At 65.4% G+C, this 18,762-nt stretch carries 18 protein-coding genes; 5 read left to right on the forward strand and 13 right to left on the reverse strand.

The window, feature by feature from the left end:
- The first annotated feature begins 18 nt into the window (after positions 1-18).
- From OC450_RS20000 to OC450_RS20010, 3 genes are all read left to right on the forward strand, one after another.
- On the forward strand, positions 19-570 hold the full coding sequence (locus OC450_RS20000) for a hypothetical protein (RefSeq protein ID WP_256809342.1): 552 nt from the start codon (positions 19-21) through the stop codon (positions 568-570).
- A gap of 149 nt (positions 571-719) precedes the next feature.
- Entirely contained in the window at positions 720-2,105 is a 1,386-nt protein-coding gene (gene der / locus OC450_RS20005) for a ribosome biogenesis GTPase Der (RefSeq protein ID WP_262048512.1), read from the forward strand.
- Complete coding sequence (locus tag OC450_RS20010; protein ID WP_211385398.1) at positions 2,102-3,358, forward strand: TCR/Tet family MFS transporter; 1,257 nt, start codon at positions 2,102-2,104, stop codon at positions 3,356-3,358. Before der ends, OC450_RS20010 begins: the two co-directional genes overlap by 4 nt.
- A 99-nt stretch (positions 3,359-3,457) precedes the next feature.
- Here the strand turns inward: OC450_RS20010 and OC450_RS20015 are convergent, their stop codons facing one another.
- The 7 genes from OC450_RS20015 to radA form a co-directional block, all read right to left on the reverse strand.
- Positions 3,458-4,684, reverse strand: coding sequence for an ABC transporter substrate-binding protein (locus OC450_RS20015; protein WP_211385399.1), 1,227 nt, complete (start codon positions 4,682-4,684; stop codon positions 3,458-3,460).
- A gap of 167 nt (positions 4,685-4,851) precedes the next feature.
- A complete protein-coding gene (locus OC450_RS20020; protein ID WP_256809340.1) occupies positions 4,852-6,000 on the reverse strand; it encodes a hypothetical protein in 1,149 nt (382 codons plus the stop codon).
- Positions 6,001-6,078: 78 nt separating this feature from the next.
- Entirely contained in the window at positions 6,079-6,819 is a 741-nt protein-coding gene (locus tag OC450_RS20025) for an SDR family NAD(P)-dependent oxidoreductase (protein ID WP_211385401.1), read from the reverse strand.
- 90 nt (positions 6,820-6,909) lie between these two features.
- Complete coding sequence (locus OC450_RS20030) at positions 6,910-7,041, reverse strand: hypothetical protein (protein ID WP_262048513.1); 132 nt, start codon at positions 7,039-7,041, stop codon at positions 6,910-6,912.
- Between the two features lie 15 nt (positions 7,042-7,056).
- A complete protein-coding gene (gene purF / locus OC450_RS20035; RefSeq protein ID WP_211385402.1) occupies positions 7,057-8,562 on the reverse strand; it encodes an amidophosphoribosyltransferase in 1,506 nt (501 codons plus the stop codon).
- Positions 8,563-8,590: 28 nt separating this feature from the next.
- Positions 8,591-9,220, reverse strand: coding sequence for a CvpA family protein (locus OC450_RS20040; protein ID WP_211385797.1), 630 nt, complete (start codon positions 9,218-9,220; stop codon positions 8,591-8,593).
- A gap of 166 nt (positions 9,221-9,386) precedes the next feature.
- Complete coding sequence (gene radA / locus OC450_RS20045) at positions 9,387-10,832, reverse strand: DNA repair protein RadA (protein ID WP_211385403.1); 1,446 nt, start codon at positions 10,830-10,832, stop codon at positions 9,387-9,389.
- 220 nt (positions 10,833-11,052) lie between these two features.
- On the opposite strand from radA, the gene OC450_RS20050 reads away from it, so the two are divergent.
- Together OC450_RS20050 and OC450_RS20055 are read left to right on the forward strand one after the other, a co-directional pair.
- The gene (locus tag OC450_RS20050) at positions 11,053-12,210 is read left to right on the forward strand and encodes an ABC transporter substrate-binding protein (protein WP_249129304.1); all 1,158 of its coding nucleotides are present in this window, start codon (positions 11,053-11,055) and stop codon (positions 12,208-12,210) included.
- Complete coding sequence (locus tag OC450_RS20055; protein WP_211385405.1) at positions 12,210-14,276, forward strand: putative bifunctional diguanylate cyclase/phosphodiesterase; 2,067 nt, start codon at positions 12,210-12,212, stop codon at positions 14,274-14,276. The genes OC450_RS20050 and OC450_RS20055 overlap by 1 nt, the downstream gene beginning before the upstream one ends.
- A gap of 11 nt (positions 14,277-14,287) precedes the next feature.
- Here OC450_RS20055 and OC450_RS20060 read toward each other — a convergent pair whose 3' ends face one another.
- From OC450_RS20060 to OC450_RS20085, 6 genes are all read right to left on the reverse strand, one after another.
- Positions 14,288-15,013, reverse strand: coding sequence for a sulfite exporter TauE/SafE family protein (locus OC450_RS20060; protein ID WP_211385406.1), 726 nt, complete (start codon positions 15,011-15,013; stop codon positions 14,288-14,290).
- Positions 15,014-15,052: 39 nt separating this feature from the next.
- Positions 15,053-16,006: a ribokinase gene (locus OC450_RS20065; protein WP_315986394.1), complete on the reverse strand. Its 954-nt coding sequence runs from the start codon at positions 16,004-16,006 to the stop codon at positions 15,053-15,055.
- A complete protein-coding gene (gene rpiB, locus OC450_RS20070) occupies positions 15,985-16,449 on the reverse strand; it encodes a ribose 5-phosphate isomerase B (protein WP_211385407.1) in 465 nt (154 codons plus the stop codon). Before rpiB ends, OC450_RS20065 begins: the two co-directional genes overlap by 22 nt.
- Before the next feature lie 66 nt (positions 16,450-16,515).
- A complete protein-coding gene (locus OC450_RS20075) occupies positions 16,516-17,310 on the reverse strand; it encodes a transporter substrate-binding domain-containing protein (protein WP_211385408.1) in 795 nt (264 codons plus the stop codon).
- Positions 17,311-17,329: 19 nt separating this feature from the next.
- Positions 17,330-18,088 (reverse strand): amino acid ABC transporter ATP-binding protein, encoded by a 759-nt coding sequence (locus OC450_RS20080; protein ID WP_211385409.1) that lies wholly within the window; start codon positions 18,086-18,088, stop codon positions 17,330-17,332.
- 1 nt (position 18,089) lies between these two features.
- A complete protein-coding gene (locus OC450_RS20085) occupies positions 18,090-18,758 on the reverse strand; it encodes an amino acid ABC transporter permease (protein ID WP_211385410.1) in 669 nt (222 codons plus the stop codon).
- Positions 18,759-18,762: the final 4 nt, after the last annotated feature.

Consider the following 18,762-nt stretch of genomic DNA (forward strand, 5'->3'; position numbering starts at 1 on the left):
GAGACGAGATAAATCGATATGCGCCGCACGCCCCGCTTGATCGCAGCCGCCGTCCTGATCGCCTTCACGGGCGTCCTGGGCGGTTGCTCGAGCTTCGATCCGACCGACATGCTCGATTTCCTCGATACCAAGAAGAAGCTGCCCGGCGACCGCAAGCCGGTGTTTCCGGAGGGCGTACCGGGGCTCGAGCAGGGCGTCCCGAAGGATTTGTACAAGGGCGCGCAGCAACAGTCCGATCCGAACGTGCCCGCCGTTGCGGCCTTGCCCGCGGAGCCTGCGCCCGAGCCGGCCAAGCCGGCGAAGGGTGCCAAGGCGAAAAAGACCAGGCAGCCGGCCGCCGCCGCAGTCGCACCGGCCGAAGCGCCGGCTGGCGAAGTCGATGGCGAGGCTCAGCCGGAGGCCGCGCCGCCCGCGGCCGCTCCGCCGCCCAAGCAGAAGATCGTGCGCAAGCGCACCACCGCGCCGCCGCCCGATCAGCCCGTCCAGCAGGCGCAACCGAGCCAGACCACCCAGCAGCAATCGCAGGGCGCCTTCCCGGCGCCGCTGCCGAGCGGCAGCTTCTCGCGCTGAAGCATGATCCGGAAAAGTGCGAAGCGTTTTCCGAAAAGATCATGCTTAAACAACAACCTAAAGCGCGGTGAGGATGCATTCCAGCCTCATCGCGCTTTAATCGTTTCATTTCATTGACAGGCGCGGCCCCGGCAGCGCACGAATGACCAATGTCCTTCACAATCGCCATCATCGGCCGGCCCAATGTCGGCAAATCGACGCTGTTCAACCGCCTGGTTGGACAGAAGCTCGCGCTCGTCGATGACCTGCCGGGCGTCACCCGCGACCGTCGCGAGGGCGAGGCGAGGCTCGGCGATCTGGAATTCACGATCATCGATACCGCCGGCCTCGACGAGGGCGCCAAGGGCTCGCTGACCGCGCGCATGCAGGAGCAGACGGAGGCCGCGATCGCACAGGCCGACGCGCTGTTCTTCGTGATCGATGCCCGCATCGGCCTCACGCCGACGGATCGCGCCTTCGCCGATTTCGCCCGCAAGGCCAACAAGCCGGTGCTGCTGGTCGCCAACAAGAGCGAGGGCAAGCACGGCGATGCCGGTGCGATGGAGGCCTTCGCGCTCGGCCTCGGCGATCCCATCCAGATCTCGGCGGAGCACGGCGAGGGCATGGGCGAGCTTTACGATACGCTAGCCAAGCTGATGCCGGAGCCCGTCGACGAAGAGGAAGACGACGAGGACGACGCGCCGCTCTCGGAGGAAGAGGCCGCGACGCGCCCGATCCGGGTCGCCATCGTCGGGCGGCCCAATGCCGGCAAGTCGACACTGATCAACCATCTGCTCGGCGAGGAGCGCCTGCTGACAAGCCCGGAGGCCGGCACCACGCGCGATTCCATCGCGGTCGAGATCAACTGGAAGGGCCGCGAGTTTCGCGTGTTCGATACCGCGGGCCTGCGCCGGCGCTCGCGCATCGAGGAGAAGCTGGAAAAGCTCTCGGTCGCCGATGCGCTCCGCGCGGTGCGCTTTGCCGAAGTCGTCGTGATGACGATGGATGCGCAGAACCGCTTCGAGGAGCAGGATTTGCGCATCGCCGACCTGATCGAGCGCGAAGGCCGCGCGATGGTGCTCGCCGTCAACAAATGGGATCTGATGGAGAGCAAGGGGGGCGGCGCCATCTCCGGCCTTCGTCGTGATGCCGACCATCTGCTGCCGCAGGTCAAGGGCGTGCCGATCATCGCCATCTCCGGCTTGATGGGCGAGGGCATCGATCGCCTGATGCAGGCGATCCAGGACGCCTACGCGCTCTGGAACAGGCGCGTATCGACCGCGGCCTTGAACCGCTGGTTCGAGGAGGCGGTCCAGGCCAATCCTCCGCCGGCGGTGTCCGGTCGGCGGCTCAAGCTCAACTACATCACCCAGACGAAGGCGCGTCCGCCGAGCTTCGTGCTGTTCTGCTCGCGCGCGGACGCGGTGCCGCAGTCATATTTGCGCTATCTCACCAATTCGCTGCGTGAGGCCTTCGAGCTGCCGGGCACGCCGGTGCGCATCACCTTGCGCGAGAAGGCCAATCCGTTCGCCCACAAGCGCAAGCGGCCGTCGTGAGCGGCGATGCCGGCGAGGCGATGGCGCAAAGCGCAGCGCCGGTCCGGCGCGGCGCGGTCGCTTTCATCTTCGTGACCATCCTGCTCGACATGCTCGCGCTCGGCGTGATCATGCCGATCCTGCCGAAGCTGATCGAGAGCTTCGTCGACAACGACACCGCGCACGCGGCCCGTATCTTCGGCCTGTTCGGCACCGCCTGGGCGCTGATGCAATTTGTGTTCTCGCCGGTGCTTGGCGCCCTGTCGGATCGCTTCGGACGGCGGCCGGTGGTGCTGCTGTCGAATTTCGGGCTCGCCGCCGACTATGTGTTGATGGCGCTGGCGCCTTCACTCGCGTGGCTGTTCATCGGCCGCGTGATCTCCGGCATCACCTCGGCCAGCATCTCGACCGCCTTTGCCTATATCGCCGATATCACGCCGCCGGAACGGCGTGCGGCAGTCTTCGGCAGGATTGGAGCTGCCTTCGGCGCCGGCTTCATTCTGGGCCCGGCGCTCGGCGGCCTGCTCGGCGATATCGATCCGCGCCTGCCGTTCTGGGCCTCGGCTGCCCTGAGCTTTGCCAATGCGCTGTACGGGCTCTTCGTCCTGCCGGAATCGCTGGCGCTTGAGAAGCGTGCGCCGTTCCGCTGGGCGAGCGCCAATCCGATCGGAGCGCTGCACCTGCTCCGTTCCAACGCGGCGCTGGCCGCGTTGTCGGTCGTCAATTTCATCGCCCAGGTCGCGCATGTCGTGCTGCCGTCGACTTTCGTGCTCTATGCGACCTATCGCTATGGCTGGGATTCCAAGACGGTCGGCCTGACGCTGGCCATGGTCGGCATCTGCGCCATGGTGGTGCAGGGGCTCGCAATCGGCCCGATCGTGCGCGTGCTCGGGGAGCGGAACGCGCTGGTGCTCGGCCTGTGTTGTGGCGCGATCGGCTTCGTTATCTTCGGCGCGGCGCCGACCGGACCGCTGTTCTGGATCGGCATTCCCGTGATGTCGCTGTGGGGCATCTCGGGCGCCGCCATGCAGTCGCTGATGACGCGGCTGGTCGCGCCCGATCAGCAGGGTCAATTGCAGGGGGCCACCGCGAGCGTGCAGAGCGTGTCGCAGCTCGTCGGCCCGTTCCTGTTCACGCTGACGTTTTCGTATTTCATCGGCACCAGCGCGCCGTGGCATCTGCCCGGCGCGCCGTTCCTGCTCGCGGCGCTGTTGATGGCGGCGTGCGTTGCGATTGCGATGCGAACGCTGGCGACCACGAAGACGGTTGCTTAGGGTGGGCAAAGGCGCTCTTGCGCCGTGCCCACCATCTCTCTACGACCTGAAGAAATGGTGGGCACGCTTCGCGTTGCCCACCCTACGGCAGCTATGCCCTTACTTCTTCACCAGCGGGCACTCGCTGTCCTTGAGCGGCTTGGCCGCATCTTCCGCCGGAATGGTCGCGAGCAGCTTGTAATAGTCCCACGGTCCCTTCGATTCTTCCGGCTTCTTCACCTCGAAAAGAAAGGCAGGAATGATACGGCGGCCGTCCTCGCGCAGCGGGCCCTTGCCGAACAGCGGATCGTCGGTCGGAAGCTCCTTCATCTTGGCGACGACCTTGGCACCGTCGTGCGGATTGCCGCCGAGGGCGTCCATCGCCTTCAGAAGATGCAGCACGGAGGCGTAATTGCCGGCCTGCGTCATCGAGGGCATCGCCTTGTTGGCGACCTTGGCCTGGAAGCGCTTCGAGAAGGCGCGCGTGCCCTCGTTGAGGTCCCAGTAGAAGGATTCGGTGAAGGTGAGGCCGTGCGCGGTCTTCAGGCCGAGCGAGTGGACGTCGTTGATGAACAGCAACAGCGCGGCGAGCTTCTGGCCGCCCTCGACGATGCCGAACTCGGCCGCCTGCTTGATCGAGTTGGTGGTGTCGCCGCCGGCATTGGCAAGACCGATGATCTTCGCCTTCGAGTTCTGCGCCTGGAGCAGGAAGGAGGAGAAGTCCGACGTGTTGAGCGGATGCTTGACGCCACCGAGCACCTTGCCGCCATTCGCTGTGACGACCGCACTGGTGTCACGCTCGAGCGCGGCGCCGAAGGCGTAGTCGGCGGTCAGGAAGAACCAGCTGTCGCCGCCGGCCTTGGTCAGCGCCTTGCCGGTGCCGTTGGCGAGCATGTAGGTGTCGTAGGTGTAGGAGATGGTGTTGGCGTTGCAGGCCTTGCCGGTGAGGTCGGCGCTGGCGCCGCCGTTGTTGAGCAGGACCGCGTTCTTCTCCTTGACGACGTTGCTGACGGCGAGCGCCACGCCGGAATTCGGCGTATCGGCGATCACGTCGACCTTCTGGGTGTCGATCCACTGCCGGGCGATGTTGACGCCGACGTCAGGCTTGTTCTGGTGGTCGCCGCTGATGACTTCGATCTTCCAGCCCTTGGCGCGGAGACCGGAGTCCTCCACCGCCATGTTGATGGCCGCCACGGCGCCGGGGCCGCCGATGTCGGCGTAGAGACTGGACATGTCGTTGAGCACGCCGATCGTGACGGTCTTGTCCTGGGCGTAGGCGGATGTGGCAAAACCGAAAGCGGCGCAGGCCAGAAAGGCCGCGGAGCGGCGTGAGAACGTCGTCGTCATGAAAGAATTCCTCCATTGTCAAATATGCGGACGGCTCTCTTGCGAAGCCCTGTTCCGGCTGATGGCTCTACCGTGTCCGACGGTCGTCGGCAATGCGCCTAAAGCCGGATGACGCTGCGTCCTGGCGTCATCCGTCGGTTAACTTTTGGGCAAAATGCGTTGAGACGCTATTTGAGCGCGTCGGATGTGAGTTTGAATTTCTGGATCCGCTTTCCGGTGTCGACCTCGGCGGTATAGACGTTACCCTTGGCGTCGATCGCCATGGCATGAACCCAGTGAAATTGCCCGGCATTGCGGCCGTTGTGGCCGAAGCTGCCGACCACGCTGCCGTCGTCGCGCCGGATGACCCTGATCTCGTTGTTCTCGCCATCTGCGCTGAGCAGCCAGGTCTGCTTCGGATCGGGCCAGATCGCGATGTCCCACACCGCGCCGTTGCCGAGCGTGTTCTTCTCGAAGAAGAACTCCTTCACGAAGGTGCCGTCCTTCCTGAACACCTGGATGCGGTTGTTGATGCGGTCGCAGACGTAGACGAGACCGTCATTGGCGAGCTTCACGCAGTGGACCGGATTGCCGAACTGCTGCGCAACCGGGGCCTTGGGATCGTAAGGCGCCTGCTTGGCGTCATCGGGCTTGTTGCCGTAGGCGCCCCAGTGCCGCTTGTAGGCGAGCGTGGTTGCGTCGAACACGATGACGCGGCGGTTGCCGTAGCCGTCGGCGACGTAGATTTCGTTGGCGTCCTTGTCGATCGCGGTTTCGGCGGGCTTGCCGAGCTGGGTCGTGTCGTTGCTGCCGAGGCTCGGCGCGATCTTGCCGATCTGGGCGACGAACTTGCCGTCGAGCGTGAACTTCAGGATGGCGTTGTCATTGTCGGCATTGCCGCCGACCCAGACGAAGCCGCGTTCGTCGACCTCGATGCCGTGCTCGCGGCCGACCCATTCATAGCCTTGGCCCGGACCGCCCCATGAGCGCAGCAGGTTCCCGTCGGCATCGAATTCGAGCACGGGCGGCGCCGACACGCAGCACTTCGAGCGCGGCGGGTTGAGGCTCGCGCCTTTCTCGTCGTCAGTGAGCGAGCGCGGGCGATGGATCACCCAGATATGGCCCTGCCAGTCGACGGTGATGCCGCCGACCTGGCCGAGGATCCAGTTGTTCGGCAGCTGTTTTGGCCAGGAGGCATCGACCGCGAATGTCGGCACGTCGCCGGCGGTCGCCACCTGCGGAAGCACAAGCGCGACGGCCGCGATCAGGATGGAGAAGGCGTGAGAGACATTTGCGAGCGCACGCGTAAAGCCTGCGCGATTCCGCCACGGCGCCATGGCGACCTCCCTTTTTTGGCTTGCGGCTTGCTGCCGCTTGAGCGCGGGCAGTCAATCGCGGGGAGGCCTTCAAGTCAATCAGGCCGGCGAGCGGAAGCTCATCAGGCTGCGCGTCTTGTAGTCGTAGAACTTGCCGGTCTCGGTCCAGCCGGGGGTGCACATCGGCACGATGAATTCGGCGACCTGCTCGGCTGTGTCGAGTGTCGCCGGATCCTCGCCCGGCATCAGGGTCGCGCGCATGCGGGTGCGGACCGGGCCCGGGTTGAACAGGTTGACGCGCAGCTTCGTGTTCGCGGTCTCCTGCGCCCAGGCGCGGGCCAGCGTTTCCAGCGCGGCCTTCGAGGCGGCGTACGGGCTGACATAGGCCGTCGCCTTGTTGGCGGCGCCGGAGGTGATGAACACGGCGCGGCCGGCGTCGGACTGCTTGAGCAGCGGCTCCATGCAGCGGATCAGCTGGAAGTTCGCGGAAACGTTGACCGCCATCACGTCGGTGAAGGCCTTCAGCTCGATATGGCCGATCGGCGAGGAGGGGCCGAGCACGCCGGCATTGCCGACGAGGATGTCGAGCTTGCCGTAGCGCTCGTGCAGGCCGGCGCCGAGCCGCGCGATGCCGTCGGAATCGGTGAGGTTGAGCGGCACCAGCGTGGTGCTGCCGCCGTCCTTCCGGATCTCGTCGTCGAGTTCCTCGAGCCCGCCCTGCGTGCGCGCGACCGCAACGATATGCGCGCCGGACTTTGCCAGGGCCTTGGCGGTGGCAAAACCGATGCCGCGCGAGGCGCCGGTGACGAGAGCGATGCGGTCAGCGAGGGGCTTTGTCATGGCGGGGTTTTACAGGCGTGGATGGCCGGGACAAGCCCGGCCACGACGGAATTTTGCCATGGGCTTCAGCTACCGCCGCCCTACTGAATGCTATTGCTGAATGTTATTGCTATTGGGTCCGTTTCCCGAGCTATCGGGCGTCACCTTCATGCCCGGCCTGTAAGCGAAGACGATGAAGCCGACCAACAGCCCTCCGCAGAGAATGGCGATGGTCAGCTGCATCGTCGCGGCCTTGCGTCAGCTCGCCTCCGCCAGCAGCGACAATTGCCGCGGCTGCTGCTCGGTCTGGGTCTGGTCGGTGAGGTGGGTCGGATACGCCCCGGTGAAGCAGTGATCCGAGAATTTCGGATTGGCGGGGTCGCGGCCGGGCTCGCCCATGGCGCGGTACATGCCGTCGATCGACAGGAAGGCCAGCGAGTCGGCGCCGATGATCTCGCGCATTTCCTCCAGCGAGTGCGTCGCTGCAAGAAGACCGCCGCGATCGGGCAGGTCGATGCCGTAATAGTCGGGATAGAGGATCGGAGGCGAGGCGAGGCGGAAATGCACTTCCTTGGCGCCGGCATCGCGCATCATGCGCACGATCTTCTTCGAGGTCGTGCCGCGCACCAGCGAATCGTCGATCAGGATGATGCGCTTGCCTTCGATCGCGGCGCGGTTGGCCGAGTGCTTCATGCGCACGCCCGATTCGCGGATCGCCTGCGTCGGCTGGATGAAGGTGCGGCCGACATAATGGTTGCGGATGATGCCGAGTTCGAACGGCACGCCGGAATGCTGGCTGTAGCCGACCGCGGCGGGCACGCCGGAATCCGGCACCGGGACCACGACGTCGACCGGCACATGGCTCTCGATGGCGAGCTGCGCGCCGAAGGCCTTGCGCACCTCGTAGACCGAGCGGCCGTGGACGATGGAATCTGGTCGGGAGAAGTAGATGTATTCGAAGATGCAGGGCCGCGGCGCGATCGGCGGGAATGGCTTGTGGATGTCCTGGCCGTTCTCGTCGAACACGATGACTTCGCCGGCCTCGATGTCGCGGATGAAGCGCGCGCCGATGATGTCGAGCGCGCAGGTCTCCGAGGTCAGGATCGGGCAGCCGTCGAGCTCGCCGAGCACCAGGGGGCGGATGCCGCGCGGATCGCGCGCGCCGACCAGCTTCTTGTTGGTCAGCGAGACCAGCGCATAGGCGCCCTCGATCTCGCGCAGCGCGTCGATATAGCGCTCGATGAAGCGGCTGCGCCTGGAGCGCGCGACCAGATGCAGGATCACCTCGGTGTCGGTGGTCGACTGCATCATCGCGCCGTTCCTCACCAGCTCGCGGCGCAGCGTCAGGCCGTTGGTGAGGTTCCCGTTGTGGGCGACTGCAAGGCCGCCAGCATTCAGCTCGGCGAACAGCGGCTGCACGTTGCGCAGGATGGTGGCGCCGGTGGTGGAGTAGCGGACATGGCCGACCGCCATGTTGCCGGGCAGGCGGTCGATCACCTCGCGGCGGGAGAAGGTGTCGCCGACGAGGCCGAGGCGGCGTTCGGAATGAAAGCGGCTGCCGTCATAGGAGACGATGCCGGCGGCTTCCTGACCGCGATGCTGAAGGGCATGGAGGCCAAGCGCCGTGATGGCGGCGGCGTCGGGGTGGCCGTAGATGCCGAATACGCCGCACTCTTCGCGCAGCGTATCCCCTTCCAGATCATCCTGCAGCTCTAGCGCGGCCGGGCCGTGGTCACGTTGGGCGTCCTGGTCAGGGTGTCGCATCTCGTCCACGCCTCTCTTTGGGCCTAAATCAACGCGCTGCAGGTTTCTCGATCAGCTTTTTCAGGCTGTCACGAGCCGGTTTGCTGTATCCGTCGCCACTGCCCGAAGGCTGCTGCTCGGTATCAGCTTGATCATCATCTGGTTTGTTTTTCTTGAATCTCTTCAAGATGGTGTTCTCGGGGTCGTCAGGCAAGAGGGCCATCAGCCAATCGCCGGTTCCCTGCAGCACCACGCGGGATTTCGCCCCGGTGACCCAGTCCGGGCGCTGCTTGTCCGGCACCAGCCAGGTGAAGAACAGAAAGGCGACCACGACGATCAAAAGCCCGCGAGCCAGCCCGAACAGGAAGCCGAGGGTGCGGTCGAGCGCGCCGATGCGCGAATCGAGGATCATGTCGGAGATCCGGACCGTGATCACGGAGACCACGACCAGGGTGCCAACGAACACGCCGGCGACGACGACGACGCTCGCGACGGTATCGTTGTTGAAATAGGTCTTTGCAGTCGGCAGCAGCTTCGAGAACGAATAAAGGGTTACGATTGCCGCCGTGCCCCAGGCCGCGATCGACAGGATTTCGCGCATGAAGCCGCGGACCATGGCGAGCAGGCCCGAAATCAGCATCACACCGAGCAGGATCAGGTCGAGGAGTGTTACAGGCATCGGCTGGTCTGGTCCGCTCGTACGTCGAAGGTGCTCAGCGAATCGGTGCTTGGCCGCCGCCCTAAGTGAGGGCCAGACGACGTTCCCGGCAAGGCCGCAACCACGCAATCCCATGCTGCTTTTGTGACGGCTGTATAGCTGTGGGGGCGGGGGACGTCACCTCCACCTAACCCTCTCCACGGCGGAATCTTGCCGGTGTGGCATTTTTCTCTGCCGGTGCGCTCTGCTCGCCCCGGCGGGAGCCGCGGGCGGCGATTTCGGCGACCAATGTCGTCAGGCTGTTGATCGCGTTCAGCGACAGTCCGGCATCGCCGCCGGCTTCGCCCCGGGCCGATTCGGGCAGCACGGCGCGCTGGAAGCCGAGTTTTGCCGCTTCCTTGAGCCGGGCAGGGGTCTGCGCCACCGGGCGCACCACGCCGGACAGCGAGATTTCGCCGAAATAGACCGCATCGCTGGGTAACTGCGCGTTAACCAGGGACGACACCAGCGCCGCCGCGGCGGCAAGGTCAGCCGCCGGCTCGTGGATGCGCAGGCCGCCCGCGACGTTCAGATAGACGTCGTGGCCGGACAGCTTGACCCCGCAATGGGCCTCCAGCACCGCCAGCACCATCGACAGCCGGCTCGGATCCCAGCCGACCACGGCCCGGCGCGGGGTGCCGAGCGAGGTGGGAGCCACCAGCGCCTGCAATTCGACCAGGACGGGCCTTGTGCCCTCGATGCCCGCGAAGACTGCGGTACCGGGCGTGCCGAGATCGCGCTCGGACAGGAACAGCTCCGAAGGGTTGGTGACCTCTCGAAGCCCGAGGCCCGTCATCTCGAACACGCCGATCTCGTCGGTCGGCCCGAAACGATTCTTCACGGCCCGCAGGATGCGGAATTGCTGCGAGCCTTCGCCCTCGAACGACAGCACGGCATCGACCATGTGCTCGACCACGCGAGGGCCAGCGATCTGGCCGTCCTTGGTGACATGGCCGACCAGGATGATGGCAGCACCCGTCTTCTTGGCGAAACGGATCAGCGCCTGCGCCGAGGCGCGCACCTGCGTCACCGTGCCGGGCGCCGATTCCACCGTGTCGGTCCACATCGTCTGGATCGAATCGATCACGATCAGCCGGGGCACCGCGCCTTCCGACAGCGTCGAGACGATGTCCTCGACCGACGTCTCCGCTGCGAGCTGCACCGGCGCATCCGACAACCCGAGCCGCTCGGCGCGCAGCCGAACCTGCGCGACCGCCTCTTCGCCGGAAATGTAGACGACGCGATGCCCGGCGCGCGCGAGCAGGCTGGTGGCCTGCGTCAGCAGCGTCGACTTGCCGATGCCGGGATCGCCGCCGACGAGCAGCACGGAGCCGCGGACGAAGCCGCCGCCGGTGACGCGGTCGAGCTCGGTCATGCCCGAGGACAGGCGAGGAGCGTCCTGGGTTTTTCCCGACAGGCTCTCCAGCGCGAATGTCCGTCCCTTGCGCTTGGAGCGGATCGAGACCGGGACGCTTCCGGTCGTGTCCTCCTCGGCCAGCGTATTCCACTCGCCGCAGGACTCGCACTTGCCCTGCCAGCGGTTATAGGCCGCGCCGCAGTTCTGGCAGACGAAGGAAAGCGTGTTCTTGGCCATGGGGACCGCGAGCCTTGGGGACAGCGAGTCGAGGGTTTCAGGTTTGCTGATAGCACGGAATGACGGGCCGAGAGAGCGAGCCGGGCCGCAGCCCGAATATCGCAATTCAGCTCGCCCGATACACCCTTTGTTAGCTCTAAGCCGCCGCAACCGGCCGGACTTTGCCAAATGTTAGCGGACGCGGGTCCAGTTTCGGAACCAATACGGGATGGCGAAGCGAATGACGGGACTCTTGCGGATATTGCTCGCTGTGGGCATGGCCTGCGGCATTCTTGTGCCGCCTGATGGCGCTGTTGCGGCCGATGCCAAGCGTCTCAACATCGTCTTCGTGAACCCGGGCAAGACCGGTGAAGTTTATTGGGACATGGTCGCGCAGACCATGCAGGCCGCCGGCCGCAAGCTCGACGCGCATGTCGAGGTGCTGAACAGCGAGCGCAATTACCGCACCATGCAGGAGCTCGGGCTCGGCGTGGTCGCACGTGGCGACAAGCCCGACTTTCTCATTCTCTCGAACGAGGAATCCGCCGCCGTCCCGATCCTGGAGGCGGCCGAGGCCGCCGGGGTCAGGACGCTGCTGCTCTCCAACACGCTGATCGGTGACGACGCGGCGCGTCTTGGACCGCCGCGCCAAAAGCTCAGGACCTGGCTCGGCGACATCACGACTGATCTCCAGACCGCGGGCGCGCGGATGGCCAATGCCCTGATCGGCGCGGCGCGCGCCGAGAAATGGCAGAGCCCGGACGGCAAGATCCACATTCTCGGCATCGGCGGGGACGAGATCACGCCGGCCTCGATCGCCCGCAATGCCGGTCTCCAGCTTGCGGTAGCGGCCGCACCCGACGTGGTGGTGGACCGGATGCTGTTCGCCAACTGGACGCAGTCGGAGGCCGAGCAGGTCACCACGAATTACCTGAGCTGGGCCGCGCGCAAGCAGATCCGGCCTGCCGGGATCTGGGCCGGAAACGATCCGATGGCGCTCGGCGCGCTCCGTGCGGTCACTGCTGCCGGCCTCACGCCCGGCGGGGACATCCAATTGGTCGGCCTCAACTGGTCGGAGGACGCGCTGCGCGAGATCAAGGCAGGCCGTCTGCTGCTGACCGATGGCGGGCACTTCCTGCTCGGCGGCTGGTCGATCGTCCTGCTGCGCGATTATGCCGACGGCTGCGATTTTGCGGCAACATCGCCTCGCGTCGAGGTCAAGACGTCTGCGATCACGCGCGACAACCTCGCGGCGGTCGGCGACCTGATCAAGACGCGCGCCTTCGACCGGATCGATTTCACGCGTTTCAGGGCAAGGGCAGGCCGCTGCGGTCAGTACGACTTCTCCATCGATGCGCTCATCTCGTCGCTGACGCCTCTGGAAGGCACGGCTGACTGATGCAAAACCGTGACGACATGACCGATCGGGATGGCAAGCAGGCGGCGCGGCCGCGCTTGCGCTCGGTCGTCCGCGCGATGATCTGGGCCACGGTACCCGTGCTGCTGCTGGTGCAATTGCTCGCCTCCGCCGGCGTCGAAGCTTCGAGCTTCTGGTCGCAGATCAGGCAGCTCGACGCCCGCATCGCCCGCGTCGCCGAGAGCCGGGCCGAACTGATTGCCGAACCGCTCTGGAAGATGCGTTACGACCAGGTCACGGGCGTGCTCAACGAGATCATGCACGACGAGACCATCGCCGCGGCGGCCGTCTACGACGATACCGGTACGGCGATTGCCCGCGTGGTGGCGCGTCCGGCAGGGCAGGCGGTCGCGGAGGTCTCGCGTCCGATCAACTACAGCAACGGCAATATGTCGGTTCAGGCCGGCCGCATCGCGATCGCCTATTCGTACGCGACGCTCTATTCGGACACGGGCAGCCGGCTGGCGCTGCTGCTGGTCGTCGGCCTGCTCGCAACATTCGCGACCCTGATCGCAATGCGGATCTCCGCCAACATCTTCATCGGCAAGCCGCTGGCGGCGATGATGTCGGCGATCCAGCGCAGCAAGCAGGACGGCCGCGCCTATCCGGCGGAGGTCAGATCCTCCAACGAGTTCGGTCAGCTCGCACATGCCTTCAACGCCATGCAGCACACGACGTCGGGCGCGCTCGACCGGCTCGGGCACATGGCCGCGCACGATCCGCTCACGGGGCTGCCCAATCGCCGCTCCCTGTCCGAGCACCTGATGACCCTGAGCAACGATGCCGGCTCGCCGGACTCCCTGATCGCGTTCTGCTTCATCGATCTGGACGACTTCAAGGGCATCAACGACACCTTCGGCCATGATGCCGGCGACAAGTTCCTGGTGCATATCTCCGAACGCCTTCGTGATGCGGTCGAGCCGCAAGACTGGGTGGCCCGGCTCGGCGGCGATGAATTCGTCGTCATCCGTCCCGAGGTCAGCAATGAAGCGACCGCACAGAGGTTTGCGCGCCAATTGCTGGATGCGATTTCCGAGCCGATCCGGCTCCACGACAAGCAGGTCGTGCCGCGCGCCAGCATCGGCCTTGCCGTGCGCCGTGCCGGCGATCCCGAGCTTTCGCACCTGCCGGCGCTCGCCGACATCGCGCTCTACCATGCCAAGAGCAAGGCGCCCGGCACGGTCGCCGTGCTCGACGAAACGCTCCAGCGCGACTATCGCCGCCGCCGGGATCTCGAACTCGCCATCCCGACGGGCTTCGCCGAGGGGCAGTTCGAGGTCTGGTATCAGAGCCAGGTCGATCTCGTAAGCCACGACGTCGTCGGCCTGGAAGCGCTGATCCGTTGGCGCCATCCGGAACATGGCGTGATCGGCCCCGGCGAATTCTTGCCGCTGATCGAGCGCAGTGGCAACAATGCGCAGCTGACACGCTACGTGCTGACCGATGCCTGCCGCGCGCTGAAGCGGCTGGCCGCCGCCGGCAGGCCGCAGATGCGGATCGCGATCAACCTGCCGCCGTCCGAGCTCGCCGACCATTCGCTTGCCGCCGAGCTGCGCGCGACCTGCGCGCGCTTCGATGTTGCGGCATCATTGCTGGAGCTCGAGATCACCGAGGGATCTCTGATCAACAACATCGCCAGCGCGTCCGAGACGCTGCACCGCCTGCGGCGCCTGGGGGCGACCATCGCGCTCGACGATTTCGGCACGGGCTACAGCTCGCTCGCCCATCTCAGGCGGTTTCCGCTCGACAAGGTCAAGATCGACAAGGCGTTCATCAGCGAGATACCTGACAGCGCCGAAGACAAGGCGATCGTTGGCGTCATCGCGTCGCTCGCCGGCACGCTGGGGCTCACCCTGGTGGCCGAAGGCATCGAGCGCGCCGAGCAGGCCGAGGCCATGCGCGAGATGGGTGTGATGCTCGGGCAGGGTTTTCTCTATCATCGGCCGCAGCCGCTGGAAGCCGTGCTGGAATGGCTCAAGGAACAGCCGGCACGCGAGAGCCGCGTCCTCGCGGATAGCCCGCCGATCGCGCCCGAATTTGCCGCCTGAGCGCAGCGCGGCTACGGCTGCGCCGCGTTCCAGAGCATGGAGAGACCAGCCGCGATCATGATCGCGTCCATCACCAGGCGGAAGATTTCGGGCTTGAGCTGCAGGACGAAACGCTTGGCAATGAAGGCGCCGGCCATCAATGAAGATCCCGCGACCAGGCCTTTGAGGAACACGTCGCCGGTCAGCGCGCCGAAGCGTTCGAAGGTCACGGATTTCGCGAAGTAGAGGCCGAGCGAAGAAGCCGCCTCGGTGGCGAGGAAGGCGCCCCTGGACAGGCCATAGAACAAGAACAGCGGGACGCTGAGCGGGCCGGTCGAGACGACGATGCCGGTGAGATAGCCGATGACGGCCCCGCCGATCGCCAGGTGCCAGAGGTTGGCCTTGAGATCGTGCCGGGCCAGCCAGTGCCGCACCGGCACCATCGCGATCAGGAAGACGCCGATGGCGAGATCGACGGCGTGTGCGGGCAGCGCCAGCAGCGTGCGCGCGCCGAGCACTGCAGCCGGAATTCCCGTGACCGAATAGGCCGCGCAGGCGCGCCAGTCGACTTCGCGCCACCAGGCCAAGATCCGCGAAAAATTCGCCATCACAGCGGCCACTGCCATGATCGGGACGGCCTCCTTCGGCCCATAGGCATAGACCAGCACCGGCATCAGCATGATCGACGATCCCGTGCCGACGATGCCGGAGATGGTACCGGCGATGAGGCCGACGCTGAGGACGAAGAGAAAGGCCAAGGCGGTCTCCACGAATCGGGAGAGTTTAGCCGCGGACCGTCACGGCGGCGATCCGTCCCAGGCCATGGAACCTATTGCACTCCGCATCGGCATGCCGGTCTGGGCGCCGGGCTTGAGACACTTCAATGCAGCGGCCTCGCAGCTTATCCCGAGTGCGCGTTGCAGCGAGGCGCCCTCATGCAGCATGGCTGCAAACGCGCCGGCAAAAGTGTCGCCGGCGCCGGTGGTGTCAACGGGTGTGATGCGCGGAGCAGGTGCTCTGATGCGGACACCGTCGGCGGTGACTGCCAGCGCGCCTTGCGCACCCGCAGTGACGATGCAGGTGAGGTCGCCGGTTCTCGCGAGATCCTCGGCTGCGGCCCCGTAGTCCGACGCGACGAGGCCGATTGCTGCCGCGGCGTCGAGCGCCTCGTGCTCGTTGACGAGAAGATAGTCGGTCACGGTGAGAAGCTCCGTGACCATCTGCCCCGTCATCTTCTCCGGGACGGGTGCGAGGTTCCAGACGACGGTGCCGGAGGCCGACGTCATCCGGCGCGCGGCCTCGAGCGCCTCCGCAAACGGCACTTCCATCTGAAGCACCAGCACGGTGTCCGGGCCAAAGAGCGAGCCGGGCAGGTCAAGGGCGCCCGCGGCCAAGTTGGCTCCGCTCGCCACCGTGATCGCATTCTCGCTGGCCTGATCGACCGTGATGAAGGCGCAGCCGGTCGGCTCATCCGATCTGATGACGAGACTGGTATCGACACAGTTTGCCGCGAGGTTGTCGATCGCGCGGTCGCCAAATCCGTCCTGGCCGACGCGGCCTGCCATCTGGACCTGTCCTGCTCCTGCGATCCGTGCCGCGGCCACGGCCTGGTTGGCGCCCTTGCCGCCGAAATGCGTCTGGTAGGACGGCGCCAGCACGGTGCGGCCGGGGCCGGGAATGACCGGAACCTGCGCGACCAAATCGATGTTGAGTGACCCGAACACCAGGATCATGGCAGGCGGGACCGCCAACCTTGCTCGTCCATGACACGAAGCTTTTCAACGCGGCGGCGGAAATCCTCGTCGGTGGAGAATTCGGCGGAGAGATAAGACGAGACGAGATCCACGGCGAGCCAGGCTCCGACGATCTGCGCGCCGATGCACATGACGTTGACGTCGTCGTGCTCGACGCTTTGATGGGCCGAATGAACGTCGTGGCAGACCGCGGCGCGAATGCCCCTCATCTTGTTGGCGGCGATTGAGGCGCCGACGCCGGTGCCGCATACCATGATGCCGCGTGCGGCTTCGCCCGAGGTCACCTTCTGCGCAACGGCGCGTGCGATGTCGGGGAAGTCCACCGGCTTGTCGTCATGGGAGCCGACGTCGATAACGTCGTGGCCGAGCTTGCGGATATGGTCGATGACGGTCTGCTTGAGCGGCCAGCCGGCGTGGTCGGATCCGATGACGAGACGCATGTGATGTCCTTTTCGATTGTCCTGTGGCCGTGACGACCGTGGATGGTCGTCACGGCCCGGTGCGGTTCAACCACGCATATCGGGCGGCAGCTCGACCCCGTGGAACTTCTTGTAGATGGCGTTCAGCTTGCCGTTCTTGACGTTCTGGTCGACCCAGGCATTCAATTTTTCCAGCAGCTTTGGTTCTCCCTTTTTCACGCCGATAGCTAGATCGAAGGTCGTGATCGGAATCTTGGCTTCGAAGATGCGCTCCGGATTTTTCTTGCCGATCTGGGCGATGATCGGCAGCGAGGTGCCGATGCAATCGATCTGACCGGAGACGGCCGCGGTCACGTCAGTGGCGTCGTCCTCATATCGCGCGATGTTGAATTCCTTGTCCTTCATGTTCGTCAGGGTAGTGTCCTGGGTCGTGCCACGCGTGACGCCGACCGTCTTGCCCTTCAGATCAGGCCAATCCTTCACATTCATCGACTTCAGGCAACCGACATCGGATTCGAGCGTCGCATAACGCTTAGAGAAATCGATCACCTTGGCGCGGTCGGGGGTGACGGACAGCGTCGAGATGATGACGTCTGCTTTTCCGGTCATGACGTTGGGGATGCGGGTCGCGCCAGTCGTCTGGATGAATTCGAGCTCCAGACCCCAATCCTTGGCGAGCAATTGTGCGACCTCGACGTCGGAGCCGGTCGGCTTCATGTTGGCGTCCATCATGCCATCAGGCGGAATCGCAAGATCCGTCGAGACCCGGATCTTCTTCGCCTTCATGATGTCGTCGAGCAGATCGGCCGACGCGGGCGTGGCCGCAATCATGATGAGGCCGCACAACGCGGCGGCGGTGCCCAGCAAGGTCTTGTTTGTCATCTTGGTCTTCCTCTCCCTGTTATGATTTTAGGTTTCCCGTCCCCACGAATTGCGTGAGTTCGGGCGTGGTCGGCGACGTCAGGATCGAGGCAGGTCCGGTCTCGTGGACCCTGCCGCGATGCATGAAGACAATCCGGTCGGCGATGCCCTTGGCAAAACCCATCTCGTGGGTGACCATCACCATGGTCATGCCGTCGGCCGCGAGCTGCTCGATCACCTTCAGCACCTCGCCTGTGAGCTCGGGATCGAGCGCCGAGGTGACCTCGTCGAACAGCATGACTTTCGGCTGCATCGCCAGCGAGCGGGCGATTGCGGCGCGCTGCTGCTGTCCGCCCGACAGCTGCTCGGGATAGGCGTGCAGCTTCTCTTCGAGCCCGACCTGCGCCAGCACCTTTCGCGCCAGGTCCTTGGCCTGCGACGTCGCCATGCCCTTCACCGTGCAGGGCGCGAGCGTGATGTTCTGCTCGATCGTGAGATGCGGAAACAGATTGTAGCTCTGGAAGACGATGCCGACGTCCTGGCGCAGCGCGCGCAAGTTCACGTCGGGACGGTCGACCCGATGTCCGCAGACGACGATCTCGCCGGCATCGACCTTCTCGAAGCGGTCGATGCAGCGCAGCGCCGTGCTCTTGCCGGAGCCGGAGCGGCCGATCAGGGCGATCACCTCGCCGCGTGCGACGGCAAAGGAGACGCCGTCGAGCACCCGGAGCGGGCCAAAGCTCTTCTGCACGTCGCGGAGCGACACGATCGGTTCGGCGGAGGGAGCGTTTTGCTGCATGTCAGGCTGGCGCGAGGTTGGACCGGCCACGCCCCATCCGCCGTTCCAGCTTCTGGCTGAACAGTGACAGGGGATAGCACATGGCGAAATAGACGACGGCGATGATGGCGTAGATGGCGAACGGCTCGAACAGCGAGTTGTTGACGATCTGGCCCGAGCGCATCAGCTCGACGAAGCCGACGACGGAGGCGAGCGAGGTGTTCTTGATGATCTGGACCATGAAGCCGACGGTCGGCGGCGTCGCGATGCGGATCGCCTGAGGCAGGATCACCTTCATCATGCGCTGGGTCCGGCTCAGCGCCAGGCCGTCGGCGGCCTCCCATTGCGGCTTCGGCACCGACTCGATGCAGCCGCGCCAGATCTCGCCGAGATAGGCGGCGACGTAGAGCGTCAGCGAAGCACCGGCGGCCGCAAGCGGCGAGACCTTGAGGCCGATCGCGGCAAGGCCGAAATAGCCGAGGAACAGGATGACGAGCAGCGGCGTGCCCTGGACGAGCTGGACATAGACGGCGCTGCCGATCCGCACCGATTTGAGTGGCGAGATCCGCGCGAGCGCGATCACGAAGCCGACGATGCCGCCGCCGATCAGCGCGATCACGGACAGCCCTATAGTCCACAGCGCGCCCTGGCCGAGGAACATCAGATGGTTGATGTTGAGATGTCCGCCCATGGTC

Source organism: Bradyrhizobium sp. Bra78 (assembly GCF_024519855.1).
GTDB lineage: Bacteria > Pseudomonadota > Alphaproteobacteria > Rhizobiales > Xanthobacteraceae > Bradyrhizobium > Bradyrhizobium japonicum_G.

Coding starts and splice junctions, on each gene's coding strand:
- OC450_RS20080 (WP_211385409.1), bottom strand. CDS start 18,088: ATGCAGCAAAACGCTCCCTCCGCCGAACCGATCGTGTCGCTCCGCGAC.
- OC450_RS20015 (WP_211385399.1), bottom strand. CDS start 4,684: ATGACGACGACGTTCTCACGCCGCTCCGCGGCCTTTCTGGCCTGCGCC.
- OC450_RS20050 (WP_249129304.1), top strand. CDS start 11,053: ATGACGGGACTCTTGCGGATATTGCTCGCTGTGGGCATGGCCTGCGGC.
- OC450_RS20025 (WP_211385401.1), bottom strand. CDS start 6,819: ATGACAAAGCCCCTCGCTGACCGCATCGCTCTCGTCACCGGCGCCTCG.
- OC450_RS20075 (WP_211385408.1), bottom strand. CDS start 17,310: ATGACAAACAAGACCTTGCTGGGCACCGCCGCCGCGTTGTGCGGCCTC.
- OC450_RS20000 (WP_256809342.1), top strand. CDS start 19: ATGCGCCGCACGCCCCGCTTGATCGCAGCCGCCGTCCTGATCGCCTTC.
- radA (WP_211385403.1), bottom strand. CDS start 10,832: ATGGCCAAGAACACGCTTTCCTTCGTCTGCCAGAACTGCGGCGCGGCC.
- OC450_RS20085 (WP_211385410.1), bottom strand. CDS start 18,758: ATGGGCGGACATCTCAACATCAACCATCTGATGTTCCTCGGCCAGGGC.
- OC450_RS20030 (WP_262048513.1), bottom strand. CDS start 7,041: ATGCAGCTGACCATCGCCATTCTCTGCGGAGGGCTGTTGGTCGGCTTC.
- OC450_RS20040 (WP_211385797.1), bottom strand. CDS start 9,220: ATGCCTGTAACACTCCTCGACCTGATCCTGCTCGGTGTGATGCTGATT.
- der (WP_262048512.1), top strand. CDS start 720: ATGTCCTTCACAATCGCCATCATCGGCCGGCCCAATGTCGGCAAATCG.
- rpiB (WP_211385407.1), bottom strand. CDS start 16,449: ATGCGTCTCGTCATCGGATCCGACCACGCCGGCTGGCCGCTCAAGCAG.
- OC450_RS20055 (WP_211385405.1), top strand. CDS start 12,210: ATGCAAAACCGTGACGACATGACCGATCGGGATGGCAAGCAGGCGGCG.
- OC450_RS20020 (WP_256809340.1), bottom strand. CDS start 6,000: ATGGCGCCGTGGCGGAATCGCGCAGGCTTTACGCGTGCGCTCGCAAAT.
- purF (WP_211385402.1), bottom strand. CDS start 8,562: ATGCGACACCCTGACCAGGACGCCCAACGTGACCACGGCCCGGCCGCG.